We start from the raw sequence: 13,146 nt of genomic DNA on the forward strand, positions 1-13,146 counted from the left end.
CAGGTAGAGGGAAAGGCTTCAGCGCCCGGCGTTGGCGCGGAACGTGTCGAGTCGCGAACCCGAGGCAGCACCGGTCAGGTACGTCGGCACGATCGCTTCGATGCTGACCGGTTCGAGTCCGAGCTCGGGCGCGAGCGGCCCGCTCAGAATGTTGGCAACCTTCATCGAATCGAGATTGTCGCGCGAAATCACCGGTTCGCCCGGCGCCATTTCGAAGCTCAACGCCTGCAGGCGCGCGAGCGGCTCGGGCAGACGGATGATGCGCGCATGCTTGCCGATCACGTCGCCGCAGTACGAAACCAGGTCTTCGAGCGTGTAGACGGTCGGACCGCCGAGCTCGTAGGTGCGGCCGCTCGCGCCATCGAGATCGAGCACGTTGACGATCGCCTTCGCGACGTCGCCGACATAGACCGGTTGGAACTGCGCGTCCGGCATCGCGAGCGGAATGGCCGGAAACACGCGCTGCAGGAACGCGAACTTGTTCAGAAACGCGTCCTCGGGTCCGAACACGACCGACGGCCGGAAGATCGTCCACGCGACGTTGGCCGCATGCACGGCTTTCTCGCCGTCGGCCTTCGAGCGCGAATACATGCTCGGGCCGTTCGGATTGGCGCCTAGCGCGCTCAGATGAATCAGCCGATGCACGCCCTTGCCTTCGCAGGCGGCGACGATGCGCGTCGGCAGCTCGACGTGCGCATGCGCGAACTCCCGCCCATAGGGCTTGCCGCGTTTGCCGTTCAGGATACCGACCAGATTGATTACGCAATCGGCGCCCTCGACGAAGCGCGCGAGTTGCACCGGATCGAACACGTCGGTTTCGAGCACGTCGATCGGCAGCATGGTCAGATGTCGCGCGTTGTAGCGTCGCCGTGTGGCGACGCGCACGTCCTTGCCCGTCTCGACGAGCGCGTTGACGAGGTAGCTGCCGATAAACCCTGAACCGCCGATGACCGCGATGGCTTGATGTCGCATTTTTCGACTCCCTGATGGAAGCCGCGGCAACGGCTGGCGAAGCGCGCCGCAACCTCGAAGCGAGATTGCGGCGCCAAGGCGCTTACGGTGCGATGTAACCCAGGCGCGCCTTCAGCGATTGCGGACGGCCTTCGAACAATGCCGCGTAGTAGACCGTGTTGGACAACACATTTTTCACGTAGTCGCGAGTTTCCTGAAACGGAATCGCCTCGGCGAAGACCGCGCCTTCGACCGGCCGCTGCAGCGACTGCCGCCAGTTGCGCGGACGGCCCGGACCTGCGTTGTAGCCAGCGGTGGCCAGCACGGCGGACCCGTCGAACTGATTGTAGATCATCGCCAGGTAGTTCGTGCCGAGCAGGATGTTGGTGTCGATGTCGTTCATCTGCTCGCGCGACACCGGTCCCAGACCGATCTTCTTCGCGACCAGTTGCGCGGTGGCGGGCATCAGCTGCATCAGTCCGCCCGCGCCGACGCCAGAGCGCGCGTTGATGATGAAGCGCGACTCCTGGCGAATCAGCCCGTACGCCCACTCGACGTCGAGCCCGCTCGACTGCGCGTCCTGCTCGACGATGTTGCGGAACGGCGATAGATAGCGCAGCGAAAAATCGTGCTCGCTTTTCGTGCGGTCCGCGGTGTTGACGGTGCGGTCGTACAGCTCGATGCGGCGCGCGTACTCGGCGGCGGCGAGCAGTTGCCGGTCGGACATGTTGCGCAACGGCCAGTTCCACTCGCGATTGCCTTCGAGCCGCAGATTCAGCCCATAGAAGCGCTGCGCGAGACCGAAGCCCGGCGTGGTGCCGGCTTGCTGCACTTCGGCGTCGGTCACGGTGGTTTTCGGCGGCACGGTGATCTTCTGGCCGAGCTCTTCGAGCGCGAGCTGGCCGTAGAAGTTGAAGTTCGACGCGATCGACTGGAATTCCTGACTGGCCGTGGCCGTGTCGCCGGCCTGCTTCAGCGCGCGCGCGTGCCAGTACACCCACGACGATTGCTTGCGCAGCGACTCGGGCATCTGCTCGATCGACCAGCGCACCATGTTCCAGTCGCCCGCGAGCAGCGCGCTGCGTGTGCGCCATTCATACGCGGGATTCGACAGCGGCGCGTTGGCCGACAGCCGGAACCAGTCGACCGCGCCAGGCATCTGCTTGAGCGCGCCCTGATAGCCGATCGTGCCCCAGCCGATCGCGCGCTCCGGCGAATTCAGCGACGGCGCGACCGACGCGAACGTGGCCGCGGCCATGGCCGGATCGTTGCGCGCCATGCGCGTGATGGCGAGCAGCGCCAGTTGATGCGATTGCGCATCCGGTCCGACGCCGCGCGCGAGCAATAGCGGCGGCGCATTGGTCGCCTGGCTGAACAGCACCGGGTCGGGCGGCTGGTCGCCGAGCGCGTCGACGAGCTTGCTGCCGGTGCTCGTGTAGTTCTGCTCGTACGCGAGACGAATTTGCGCCCAGATGTCGTCGGCGCTGAACTGGTGGTTCACGCCGAGCACCGTGATCAGATCGACGCAGCCGTCGCCGTACCACTTCGGCTCGACGAGCAGCGCGCGCGCCGCGTCCGCGACGTTCTCGCCGCGCGACGCGCGCGATTCGAGCGCGTAGCACTTGACCTGAGTGTCGTCGTCGAGCACGAATTTCGCGTACTGCTGGTCGAAGTTGCGCCAGTCGTGACGCGTGCCGAGCACCGTCAGGTAGTCGTTGCGCATGCGATCGGCGATCGCCTGGCCGTCGTACTTCTGCAGGAACGCGAGCACGGGCGCGTCCGGCGCGTCGATGCGCGCATGGCCGGTCGAATCGAACAGCTGCGGCTTGATCTGGAAGTACTCCAGATACGAGGGCGCCGGATAATTCGGGATCATGCTCGCGAGCTGGGCTGCGCGCGCCGCGTCGTTAGTACGCGAGGCTTCGCGAAGCTGGACGAAAATCTGGTCGTCGTTCGTGAGTTGCGAGATCGGAAGGGGCTTGACGGCCGAGGCAGTGCTGCAGGCCACGAGTGCCGCTGCGGCAAGCGCGATACTGGCCGCGCGATATACTCGAAAAAGGCGTTTTGACATCGTTGTTTCTGGAGCGCGAATTGGACCCAAGCATAGCATGCAACCCTGTCCCGGCAACGAAAAAGGCGCTGCGCCGGAGGTTGCTGGAAAGCCGTCTGCAAGCGGCTTCCGAGCCGGCGAAGAATGCCGCGCTCGGGCGTCGGATGCTCGACGCGCTGAAGCACTACGCGGTACGCAGCGCGGGATTCTACTGGCCGCTTGCCGGCGAGTTCGACGCGCGCGGCGCGATTGCGCTCTGGCTTGCCGCGGACTCGCACCACGAAGCCAGTCTGCCAATCATTAAAGAACGTGGCATGGCGCTCGAATTCCATGCCTGGACGCCCGCGACGCCGATGAAAATCGGCCATCACAAGATTGCCGAGCCCACCTCGGGGCGCGTGGTGCTGCCCGAGCTGCTGTTCGTGCCCTGCGTGGGTTTCGACTCGGACGGCTACCGCCTCGGCTACGGCGGCGGCTATTACGACCGCACGCTGGCCGGCTGGCCGGCGGCGCACAAGCCGATCACGGTCGGCATCGCCTACGAAGCGTGCCGCACCGACACGCTGGAACGCGAGGCGCATGACATTGCGCTCGATCTGATCGTCACGGAGGCGGGGTTTCATCCGGCGCTGCCGGGCTGAACGCGCGATGCGCGGCGTGTGACGCGCCGGCGCTTGCGCGGTGTTTCGTCGTTACAGTGAAGCCGCCGCGCGCGCCGCCGTGTCGTACAGGCCCGACGCATTGCGCATCAACTGCGCGGCCTCGCCGATCTGCTGGTTGGTCAGGCCGCTTTCCTTGAGCGTCGAGATCAGGCAGTTTTCGCGCACCTCGCGATACTTCAGGCATAGTTCGCGGCCCGCGTCGGTTGCGGAAAAGAACACTTCCTTGCCGGTCTTTTCGCTTTTTACGTACCCTCTAGCTACGAGCTTTTTCAACGCGTACGTCGCGACGTGCGTGTCCTCGATGTTCAGCACGAAGCAGATGTCCGCGAGCTTCTTGCGGCGTTCGCGATGGCTCACGTGGTGCAGCAGCGACACTTCGATCGCGGTCATGTCCTTGTCGCCGGCCGCCGACATGCAGCGCACCATCCAGCGGTTGAACGCATTGCCTGCCATGATCAGCGCGTATTCGAGTTCCGAGAGTTCCGCGCTGCTCTCGGAGACGAGATGTTCCGACGAAACGATCTTGGTGGGATGACGCGTCATACGAGGTTCCCGTGACGAAAATGGGCTGGAAAAGTGTCGCAAGTGTACGACGATGCTCGCCACCGACGAGCCTGGCAAAAACGCTTATTGGTAAATCGTCAATATTTTATTGATAATGTACGCTCCAAACGTCGCCGACTCCGTGCCGGGCATGCGCTAACGCACCGCGCTGTCCGCCTCATCCTCCGACTCGATCCGGGCCGCCCAGTCATGAGCCAACCACGAATTTTTCCCCTCGGCGATGCCGCGCTCGTCTGCGAAGCGCCGCCGCCCGCCACGCTGGAGTGCCAGCAGCGCGTGTGGGCTGCGGCCGAAGCCGCGCGCGACTGGCCGCAGGTGCTCGAGGTCGTGCCCGGCATGAACAATCTGACGCTCGTGTTCGACCCGCTCTCGACCGACGCCGACGCGCTCGGCGAGCAGTTGCTGACGGCCTGGAACGCAGCGGCCAAAGCCGTCGCGCCCGGGCGCGACGTCGAGATTGCAGTGCAGTACGGCGGCGCATTCGGCCCCGATCTGCAGGCGGTCGCCGAACATACGGGCTTGAGCGCGCGCGAGGTCGTCGAACGTCATGCGGGCGGCGTCTACGTGGTGTTCTTTCTCGGCTTCCAGCCCGGCTTCGCCTATATGGGTGGGCTCGACACCGCGCTGCACACGCCGCGCCGCGCGTCGCCGCGGCTCGAGGTGCCGGCGGGATCGGTCGGCATCGGCGGCGAGCAGACTGGCATCTATCCGGCGGTGTCGCCGGGCGGCTGGCAACTGATCGGCCGCACCGAGGTGCCGCTGTTCGATCCGGCGCGCCGTCCGCCCACGCTGCTGCAGCCCGGCGACCGGGTGCGCTTCACGATCGCGGGGATGCACGCATGATCGACGTGATCCGCGCGGGTCTCCAGACCACGATCCAGGACCTCGGCCGCCACGGCTATCGGCATCTCGGCGTCGCGATGGGGGGGGCGCTCGACCGGCTGTCGCTCGAAGTCGGCAACCGGCTGGTCGGCAACCGCCCCGACGCGGCCGGCCTCGAAATCACCTTCGGCCCGACCGCGCTGCGCTTTTTGCGCGCGACGCGCGTCGCGATCACCGGCACCGAGTTCGGCGCGACGCTCGACGGCAAACCCGTCTATTCGTTTTGGAGTCTGCCCGTGCAGGCCGGCCAGGAGCTCGTGCTGCACGCGGCGAAGCGCGGCATGCGCGGCTATGTCTGCGTGGCGGGCGGCATCGACGTGCTGCCGATGCTCGGCTCGCGCAGCACCGACCTTGCCGGCCATTTCGGCGGACTCGGCGGCCGCGCGCTCAACGACGGCGACCGTCTGCCGGTCGGCGCGCCGCAGCAGCGCGGCCACCTCGGCTTCACGCCCGAGGCGCCCGAGTTCGGCGTGAAGGCGCCCGCCTGGTGCAAGTTCGTGCTGGTCAACGAGCCGCTGCGGCGCGGTCGTCATCCGTCGGGCGTGCCGTGGGCCATACCGATCCGCGTGCTGCGCGGCCCCGAATACGACAGCTTCACCGCGGATGCACAGCAGTCGTTCTGGTCCGACGAGTGGCTCGTGACGCCGAACAGCAACCGCATGGGCTATCGCCTTGCCGGCACCGAGCTGAAGCGCACGCACAAGACTGACCTGCTGTCGCACGCGGTACTGCCCGGCACGATCCAGGTGCCCCCGAACGGTCAGCCGATCGTGCTGATGAGCGACGCGCAGACCACCGGCGGCTATCCGAAGATCGGCGCGGTGATTCAGGCCGATCTGTGGAAGCTCGCGCAGGTGCGCCTGAACGGTGCTGTCCGTTTCATCCCGACGACGCCCTACGAAGCGCGCCAGGCTTTGCTGGAAGAACGCACGTATCTGCGGCAGATCGATGCCGCGATCGCGATGCATGAAGAGCGTTGCGCGCGCCGGGTGGCGCTCGCGGCGCTGTGACACTAAGTAAAGGAATCCCCATGGAAATCGATCTGAACGCCGATCTCGGCGAAGGCTGCGGCTCCGACGAGGCGCTGCTCGACCTCGTGAGTTCGGCCAACATCGCATGCGGCTGGCATGCGGGCAGCCCCAACGCGATGCGCGACTGCGTGCGCTGGGCCGTGCAGAAAGGCGTGTCGATCGGCGCGCATCCGAGCTTCAACGATCCCGAGAATTTCGGCCGCAAGGAAATGGATCTGCCGGCGCGCGAGATCTATGCGGGCGTGCTGTATCAGCTCGGCGCGCTGTCGGCGATCGCGCAGGCCGAGGGCGGGCGCATCGCGCACGTAAAGCCGCACGGCGCGCTGTACAACCAGGCCGCGCGCGACGCGAAGATCGCTGACGCGATCGTCTCCGCGGTGCACGATTTCGATCCGTCCGTGGCGGTGTTCGCGCTCGCCAACAGCGGGCTCGTGAGCGCCGCGCGCAACGCGGGCCTGACCGCGATCGAGGAAGTGTTCGCCGACCGCGGCTATCGCGCCGACGGCTCGCTCGTGCCACGCAAGGAGCCGGGCGCGCTGCTCGACGACGAGGACGAAGTGCTCGCGCGCACGCTCGTGATGATCCGCGAGCAACGCGTGAAGGCCGTCGACGGACAGTGGGTGCCGTTGAACGCGCAGACCATCTGCCTGCACGGCGACGGCCCGCATGCGCTGGCGTTCGCGCGACGCATTCGCGGCGCGCTCGCCGACGCCGGCATCGAAGTGCATGCGGCGGCCGCCGCGCGCGTCTGAGCGTTCGCATCACCGTCCTAGCCACTGCGCGCGTCGCTCCGATCCGGCGCGCGTGACCGATCCAGCGCCCCGCACCCATGCGGGGCGACTGCCAGCCGCGGCATCAATCGCGATGCCCGCTGCAAACCCACGGATGCCGACGCGCATTCACGGGGCAGGTAAAGAGAGTTCGACGCGGCCGCAGAGCCGCGGCAGCACGCCGGCGCATGAGGCCGCATGCGCCGGTTCACGTCAGCCGCCACCCGCGGCGAAGTTGAATAGCCTCTTTGGAGATCCTGATGCAGACAACTGTCAGTCTATGGCCGCTCATCGGTGTGGCCGTCATCATCGTTGGCTTTCTGTTGCGCTTCAATCCGATGCTGATCGTGGCCGTCGCCGCGATCGTCACCGGTTTCGCGGCGCACTTCCCGCCGGAAAAAATCCTCGCGCTGATCGGCACCGGCTTCATCAAGACGCGCAACATCCCGCTGATCATCCTGCTGCCGCTCGCGGTGATCGGCCTGCTCGAACGACACGGCCTGCGCGAGCGCGCGCAGGCGTGGATCAGCAGCATCAAGGCGGCGACCGCCGGACGTCTGTTGATCGTCTATCTGCTCGTGCGCGAGCTGACCGCCGCGGTCGGCCTGACCGGGCTCGGCGGCCATCCGCAGATGGTGCGTCCGCTGATCGCGCCGATGGCCGAGGGCGCGACCGAGAACCGCTTCGGCAAGATCGGCGACGCGGTGCGCTTCCGGCTGCGCGCATTCTCGGCCGCAACCGACAACGTCGGCCTCTTTTTCGGCGAGGACATCTTCGTCGCGTTCGGCGCGATCGTGCTGATGACGACTTTCCTGAAGGAAGCGGGCATCGTCGTCGAGCCGATTCACGTCGCCGTGTGGGGCATTCCGACCGCGATCAGCGCGTTCATCGTGCATGGCTTCCGGCTCTGGCTGCTCGACCGCCGGCTCGAGCGTGAATTGCGCGGCAAGGCGCCGGGCGGCAGTTCGAGCGCGACCGCCGCATCGACGCCGCCGTCGGCCACGCGTGCTACCGGAGACGAAGCATGACCTTCACGATCACCTATCTGTTCTGGTTGCTCGGCATCGTGCTGCTGATCGTCGGCGGCATGATCGTCACGGACCGCGAGCATCCGCGCCGCCTCACCGCGGGCGGCTTCTGGATTCTTTACGCGCTGATCTTCCTGATCGGCGACCGGCTGCCGCCGGCCGTGGTCGGCGTCGCGGTGATCGCGATGGCGCTGATCGCGGGCTTCGGCGGCGTCACCGCGGGCAAGCCGAAGACGCTGTCGCTCGAAGCACGTCAGGCGAGCGCCGCGCGACTGCGCAACAAACTGTTCGTGCCCGCGCTGACGATTCCGGTCGTCACCGTGATCATCACGCTCGCGGCAAGCCATCTCGTGTTCGGCGGTGTGCCGTTGATCGAGAAGGCCAACGTCACGCTGATCGGCTTCGGTCTGGGCTGCGTGATCGCGCTCGCGATCGCCTGTGTGATCACGCGCGACACGGTCGGCCAGTCGATGAAGGAAGCGCGCCGCCTCGTCGATGCGCTCTCGTGGGCCGCGGTGCTGCCGCAGATGCTCGGCATGCTCGGTCTGGTGTTCTCGGACGCGGGCGTCGGCAAGGCGGTCGCGCACGTGACCACGTCGTATATCAGCCTCGAGTACCGCTTCGTCGCGGTGGCCGTGTACTGCATCGGCATGGCGCTGTTCACGATGGTGATGGGCAACGGCTTCGCCGCGTTTCCGGTGATGACGGGCGGCGTCGGCGTGCCGATCCTCGTCGGCGTGTTCCACGGCAACCCGGCCGTGATGGCCGCGATCGGCATGTTCTCCGGCTACTGCGGCACGCTGATGACGCCGATGGCCGCGAACTTCAACATGGTGCCGGCTGCGCTGCTCGAATTACCCGACAAGAATGCGGTGATCAAGGTGCAGATTCCGACGGCGTTGATGCTGCTGGTGATCAATATCTTTCTGTTGAATTTCTTGATGTTTTTGTAGGGCTGCTGATAAGCGCGTCGTTTTGACAACCGGGATGTGAGCAGACGCAAACGGTCTTGCGCCGATCAACTCGCCTCGACCACGAAGCCGTGCTGCCGCAATAGCTGCAGCACGCCCTTCGATCCGCCCAGATGCAATGCGCCGATCGCGACGAACAGCGGCTTGTTCGGCGCGGCGAGCTGCAACATTCTCGCGACGAAGCGGCGATTGCGCTCGTAGACGATCCGGTTGTCGATCGAATTGGAGACGCGCGGGTCGCGCGCGAGCTTCTCCGATTTGGCAGCCTGCCACGCGGCGATCGCATCGGCATCGCCGACCCGCCACAGCCGGTGCAGCGTGCGCACGTCCTCGACGTTCTGCGCGGGCGTCTGCACCAGATCCTGCGCGAGCATCTCCCGCTGCTGCGCGGCCGACAGTCCGGTGAACGCGCGCATCTGTTGCGCGAGCGTTTCGAGTCCGACGATCTTGCCGCGCGTCTTCAGATAGACGTTCTGCAATTGCGCTTCGGTGCCGTATTCCGTTTGCAGACCCGCAGACAGCGAGTCGTAGGTCTCGACCACCAGCGACGCGAGCCACGGCCGCATCTTTTTGATCGCATCGAGCGCGGCCGGGTTGCCGCGCAGCCGCAATGCGAGCTTGTGCCACAGCGGCTCGGGCAGCAGACCCGGCAGGCAGTCGTGCTTGCATACGCCGTACTTCGACACGTCGTCCTGCGACACCAGCAGCTCGTCGGGCGACAGTTCGAGCGCGAGCGTCGGCGACGCGGCGAGCGCCGCGAGGATCGGCGCGCGGAACGGCTGCCCCGCCGGATAGTCGGCGGGATCGCCGACGTGCAGCGTGCCGAGCACGTAGATCGTCGTACTGCCGCGCGTCGCGACATAGAACGGCATGCGCGCCGGTTGCTGGCGCACCGGGCCGCTCGCCGTGGTGCCGGGGACCGGGGGCGGCGCAATTGACGGCGGTGGCGGGCTTGGCGCCGTGACGGCAGGACGGGCCGCCTGGGCTGGCGCCTTGGCCGCCGCGCCGGCCGCGTGAGCGATGCAGGGTACGGCCGCGCCGACCGACAGCGCGCAGCCTACGCGAAATAAAGCGGACAGCGACGCGGGAAGAAATACGGAGAAAAAGGCGCGCGCGAGCGCATGAACAAACGCGCAGAGAAACGTGCGAAAAAACCTGCCGGCGAACCTTCCAGCAAATGCGCCGCAGGGCGCGGCGCCTCCCAGCGCACGCGCCCCGCGGCGCCGCGCGAAGGCGGCTATCCAGCCGCCCTCACACAAGCGGCGCGCAAGACGACGCGCCGCCACCACATCAGGCATCCACGTCCCCCACCTCTTCAGCGCGGTGACAGGAGACCAGGCGGCCATCCACTTCTCGCAGCTTCGGCTCCTCGCTGCGGCAGCGGTCGATCACGTACGGGCAGCGCTGATGGAAGGTACAGCCCGACGGCGGATTCAGCGGCGACGGCATTTCGCCTTGCAGCTTGATCTTGATCGTGCGGTCGGCCTCGAAGATCGACGGGGTCGCCGACATCAGCGCGCGCGTGTACGGATGACGCGGCTTCGAGAAGATGCGCTGCTTGTCGCCGAGTTCAGCGACGCCGCCGAAGTACATGACCATCACGTCGTCGGCGATATGCTCGACCACCGACAGGTTGTGCGAGATGAACACGTAGCTCGTCTTGAACTCGTCCTGCAGGTCCATGAACAGGTTCAGGATCTGCGCCTGGATTGAGACGTCGAGCGCCGAGACCGGTTCGTCGGCGACCACGATCTGCGGATCGAGGATCATCGCGCGCGCGATCGCCACACGCTGGCGCTGGCCGCCGGAGAACATGTGCGGATAGCGCTTCGCGTGCTCGGGCCGCAGGCCGACCGTGCGCATCATCTGCGCGATGCGCTCGGCGCGCTCGGTCGCGCTCATCTGCGTGTTGATCGCGAGCGGTTCGCCGAGCGTCTGCTCGACGGTCTTGCGCGGATTGAGCGACGCAAACGGGTTCTGGAACACCATCTGCACGCGGCGCCTGAGCGCCGCGATCTTCTCGTGATTCGCGCCGGCCACGTCCTCGCCGTCGATCAGCAGGCGGCCCGCGCTCGGCGTTTCGATCATCGTCAGCTGACGCGCGAGCGTCGACTTGCCGCAGCCGGACTCGCCGACTACCGCCAGCGTTTTGCCGCGGTCGAGCGCGAACGACACGCCGTTCAGCGCCTTCACCGTGCCGTGCGCGAACATGCCGCGCTTGACCGTGTAGTAGCGCGCGAGCTGGTCGGCGACGAGCACGTGATCGCCAGTACGATCCGACTGGCGACGGGTTTCGGGTACTGCGCTCATCGGGCGCCTCCTTGCGTGTGAACGTTGGCGTCCTTCTCGAGGTTCAGCGGCTTGATGCAACGCACGCGCGTGAGCTCGGCGTGCGCGGGCAGCGGCGCGAGCGCGGGGCGGGCCTTCATGCAGTCGTCGACCACGTATTTGCAGCGCGGCGCGAACAGGCACCCCTTGGGCCGGTCGTCGCGGCCCGGCACCATGCCCGGCAGCGCCGCGAGCCGCACGGCGCCCACGTTGTGCTCGGGAATCGCGGCCAACAGCGCTTCCGTGTACGGATGATGAGGCGCGGCGAAGATGTCCGGCACCTTGTTCGTCTCGATCACCTCGCCCGCATACATCACGGCGACGCGCTGCGCGACCTCGGACACCACGGCCAGATCGTGCGAAATCAGCACGAGCGCCATGCCGCGTTCCTTCTGCAGGCGCATCAGCAATTCCATGATCTGCGCCTGGATCGTCACGTCGAGCGCGGTGGTCGGCTCATCGGCGATCAGCAGCTTCGGGTTGCAGGCGATCGCCATCGCGATCATCACGCGCTGGTTCATGCCGCCCGACATCTGATGCGGAAACGAGCCGATACGGTTCTTCGCGTCCGGAATGCCGACCTGATCGAGGAGTTCGAGCGCGCGTTTGTCTAGCGCGCTGCCGCGCAGGCCCTCGTGCAGCTTCAGCACTTCCTTGATCTGATAGCCGACCGTGTAGCTCGGGTTCAGGCTCGTCAGCGCATCCTGGAACACCATCGCGATGTCCTTGCCGATGATCTTGCGGCGTTCCCTCGCGGAAGCCTTCAACAGGTTCTTGCCGTCGAACGTGATTTCGTCGGCGGAGACCTTGCCGGGCGCGTCGATCAGGCCCATCAGCGCCATCATCGTCACGCTCTTGCCCGAGCCCGATTCGCCGACCACGCCGACCACTTCGCCCGGCGCGACGTCGAGATTGATGCGGTCGACCGCGGGCAGGCCACCGAAGTTGACCGCGAGATTGCGGATGGTCAGTAGATTGCTCATGATCAGGCCATCCGTTTCAGTTTGGGGTCGAGCGCGTCACGCAACCCGTCGCCGAGCAGGTTGATCGCAAGCACCGAGATCAGGATGGACAGGCCGGGCATCGTGACGATCCACCATGCGCTGTCGATGTAATCGCGCGCCGACGCGAGCATCGCGCCCCACTCTGCCGACGGCGGCTGCACGCCGAGGCCGAGGAAGCCGAGCGCGGCGGCATCGAGAATCGCCGACGAAAAGCCAAGGGTTGCCTGCACGATCAGCGGCGCGGTGCAGTTCGGCAGCACCTGCGAGAACATCAGCCGCAACGTGCTCGCACCCGCGACGCGTGAAGCGGTCACATACTCCTTCTGCAACTCGCCCTGGGCGGACGCGCGCGTCAGACGCACATAGCCCGGCAGCGCGACGATCGCGATCGCTAGCATCGTGTTGACGAGACCCGGACCGATGATCGCGACCACCGCGACCGCGAGCAGCAGCGACGGCAGCGCGAGCAGCACGTCCATGATGCGCATGATCGGCGTGTCGGCCCATTTCTCGAAGAACGCGGCGACGAGGCCGAGCACGACGCCCGGAATCAGCGCGAGGACCACCGAGACGAAGCCGATCCAGAACGACAGCCGCGCGCCGTACATCAGACGCGAAAGGATGTCGCGGCCCGCTTCGTCGGTGCCGAGAATGAACTTCCAGTTGCCGCCGTCGAGCCACGCCGGCGGGATCTTCACGGAGTCGCGGTATTGCTCGATCGGGCTGTGCGGCGCGATCAGCGGCGCGAAGATCGCGATGAAGACCAGCACCAGCACGATGATGCCCGCTCCGACCGCACCGCGGTTGCGCGAGAAGTTCGCCCAGAATTCGCGTGCCGCGATGCCGCGGCCGCTCGGCGGGGTAACCGCTTGGGGGACGGTGTTTTGAATGTCAGCCATCGTGAT

13 protein-coding genes are annotated in these 13,146 nt (G+C 66.4%); 6 read left to right on the top strand and 7 right to left on the bottom strand.

Annotation, left to right across the window (positions count from 1 at the left end):
- Positions 1 to 18: 18 nt before the first annotated feature.
- A complete protein-coding gene (locus OKW37_RS03310) occupies positions 19 to 972 on the bottom strand; it encodes a complex I NDUFA9 subunit family protein (RefSeq protein ID WP_090802583.1) in 954 nt (317 codons plus the stop codon).
- Positions 973 to 1,054: 82 nt separating this feature from the next.
- Positions 1,055 to 3,022: a transglycosylase SLT domain-containing protein gene (locus tag OKW37_RS03315; protein ID WP_429509767.1), complete on the bottom strand. Its 1,968-nt coding sequence runs from the start codon at positions 3,020 to 3,022 to the stop codon at positions 1,055 to 1,057.
- 20 nt (positions 3,023 to 3,042) lie between these two features.
- Between OKW37_RS03315 and OKW37_RS03320 the strand changes: the two genes are divergently transcribed.
- Entirely contained in the window at positions 3,043 to 3,642 is a 600-nt protein-coding gene (locus OKW37_RS03320) for a 5-formyltetrahydrofolate cyclo-ligase (protein WP_429356281.1), read from the top strand.
- A 51-nt stretch (positions 3,643 to 3,693) separates the two neighbouring features.
- On the opposite strand, the gene OKW37_RS03325 is transcribed toward OKW37_RS03320, so the two are convergent.
- On the bottom strand, positions 3,694 to 4,206 hold the full coding sequence (locus OKW37_RS03325) for a winged helix DNA-binding protein (RefSeq protein ID WP_018418717.1): 513 nt from the start codon (positions 4,204 to 4,206) through the stop codon (positions 3,694 to 3,696).
- Between the two features lie 210 nt (positions 4,207 to 4,416).
- Between OKW37_RS03325 and pxpB the strand changes: the two genes are divergently transcribed.
- From pxpB to OKW37_RS03350, 5 genes are all read left to right on the top strand, one after another.
- Entirely contained in the window at positions 4,417 to 5,070 is a 654-nt protein-coding gene (gene pxpB / locus OKW37_RS03330; protein ID WP_184065831.1) for a 5-oxoprolinase subunit PxpB, read from the top strand.
- Positions 5,067 to 6,119, top strand: coding sequence for a biotin-dependent carboxyltransferase family protein (locus OKW37_RS03335; RefSeq protein WP_090802578.1), 1,053 nt, complete (start codon positions 5,067 to 5,069; stop codon positions 6,117 to 6,119). The genes pxpB and OKW37_RS03335 overlap by 4 nt, the downstream gene beginning before the upstream one ends.
- 20 nt (positions 6,120 to 6,139) lie before the next feature.
- A complete protein-coding gene (gene pxpA, locus OKW37_RS03340) occupies positions 6,140 to 6,892 on the top strand; it encodes a 5-oxoprolinase subunit PxpA (RefSeq protein ID WP_429408056.1) in 753 nt (250 codons plus the stop codon).
- A gap of 278 nt (positions 6,893 to 7,170) precedes the next feature.
- Entirely contained in the window at positions 7,171 to 7,938 is a 768-nt protein-coding gene (locus OKW37_RS03345; protein WP_184065840.1) for a DUF969 domain-containing protein, read from the top strand.
- The gene (locus OKW37_RS03350; protein WP_429408054.1) at positions 7,935 to 8,891 is read left to right on the top strand and encodes a DUF979 domain-containing protein; all 957 of its coding nucleotides are present in this window, start codon (positions 7,935 to 7,937) and stop codon (positions 8,889 to 8,891) included. Before OKW37_RS03345 ends, OKW37_RS03350 begins: the two co-directional genes overlap by 4 nt.
- A gap of 65 nt (positions 8,892 to 8,956) precedes the next feature.
- On the opposite strand, the gene OKW37_RS03355 is transcribed toward OKW37_RS03350, so the two are convergent.
- From OKW37_RS03355 to OKW37_RS03370, 4 genes are read right to left on the bottom strand one after another with little or no spacing between them, the layout of a single operon-like run.
- Entirely contained in the window at positions 8,957 to 10,207 is a 1,251-nt protein-coding gene (locus OKW37_RS03355) for a TraB/GumN family protein (protein ID WP_429408498.1), read from the bottom strand.
- Complete coding sequence (locus OKW37_RS03360; protein ID WP_090802569.1) at positions 10,200 to 11,219, bottom strand: peptide ABC transporter ATP-binding protein; 1,020 nt, start codon at positions 11,217 to 11,219, stop codon at positions 10,200 to 10,202. Before OKW37_RS03360 ends, OKW37_RS03355 begins: the two co-directional genes overlap by 8 nt.
- A complete protein-coding gene (locus OKW37_RS03365) occupies positions 11,216 to 12,220 on the bottom strand; it encodes an ABC transporter ATP-binding protein (protein ID WP_184034804.1) in 1,005 nt (334 codons plus the stop codon). Before OKW37_RS03365 ends, OKW37_RS03360 begins: the two co-directional genes overlap by 4 nt.
- Before the next feature lie 2 nt (positions 12,221 to 12,222).
- Positions 12,223 to 13,140, bottom strand: coding sequence for an ABC transporter permease subunit (locus tag OKW37_RS03370; protein ID WP_090802566.1), 918 nt, complete (start codon positions 13,138 to 13,140; stop codon positions 12,223 to 12,225).
- Between the last annotated feature and the right edge of the window lie 6 nt (positions 13,141 to 13,146).

This window comes from Paraburkholderia sp. MM5482-R2 (genome assembly GCF_050436125.1).
Lineage (GTDB): Bacteria > Pseudomonadota > Gammaproteobacteria > Burkholderiales > Burkholderiaceae > Paraburkholderia > Paraburkholderia tuberum.

Excerpts from the sequence above, each read along its gene's own strand:
- OKW37_RS03310 (WP_090802583.1), bottom strand. The coding sequence starts at position 972 with ATGCGACATCAAGCCATCGCGGTCATCGGCGGTTCAGGGTTTATCGGC.
- OKW37_RS03315 (WP_429509767.1), bottom strand. The coding sequence starts at position 3,022 with ATGTCAAAACGCCTTTTTCGAGTATATCGCGCGGCCAGTATCGCGCTT.
- OKW37_RS03325 (WP_018418717.1), bottom strand. The coding sequence starts at position 4,206 with ATGACGCGTCATCCCACCAAGATCGTTTCGTCGGAACATCTCGTCTCC.
- pxpB (WP_184065831.1), top strand. The coding sequence starts at position 4,417 with ATGAGCCAACCACGAATTTTTCCCCTCGGCGATGCCGCGCTCGTCTGC.
- OKW37_RS03335 (WP_090802578.1), top strand. The coding sequence starts at position 5,067 with ATGATCGACGTGATCCGCGCGGGTCTCCAGACCACGATCCAGGACCTC.
- pxpA (WP_429408056.1), top strand. The coding sequence starts at position 6,140 with ATGGAAATCGATCTGAACGCCGATCTCGGCGAAGGCTGCGGCTCCGAC.
- OKW37_RS03345 (WP_184065840.1), top strand. The coding sequence starts at position 7,171 with ATGCAGACAACTGTCAGTCTATGGCCGCTCATCGGTGTGGCCGTCATC.
- OKW37_RS03350 (WP_429408054.1), top strand. The coding sequence starts at position 7,935 with ATGACCTTCACGATCACCTATCTGTTCTGGTTGCTCGGCATCGTGCTG.
- OKW37_RS03355 (WP_429408498.1), bottom strand. The coding sequence starts at position 10,207 with ATGCCTGATGTGGTGGCGGCGCGTCGTCTTGCGCGCCGCTTGTGTGAG.
- OKW37_RS03360 (WP_090802569.1), bottom strand. The coding sequence starts at position 11,219 with ATGAGCGCAGTACCCGAAACCCGTCGCCAGTCGGATCGTACTGGCGAT.
- OKW37_RS03365 (WP_184034804.1), bottom strand. The coding sequence starts at position 12,220 with ATGAGCAATCTACTGACCATCCGCAATCTCGCGGTCAACTTCGGTGGC.
- OKW37_RS03370 (WP_090802566.1), bottom strand. The coding sequence starts at position 13,140 with ATGGCTGACATTCAAAACACCGTCCCCCAAGCGGTTACCCCGCCGAGC.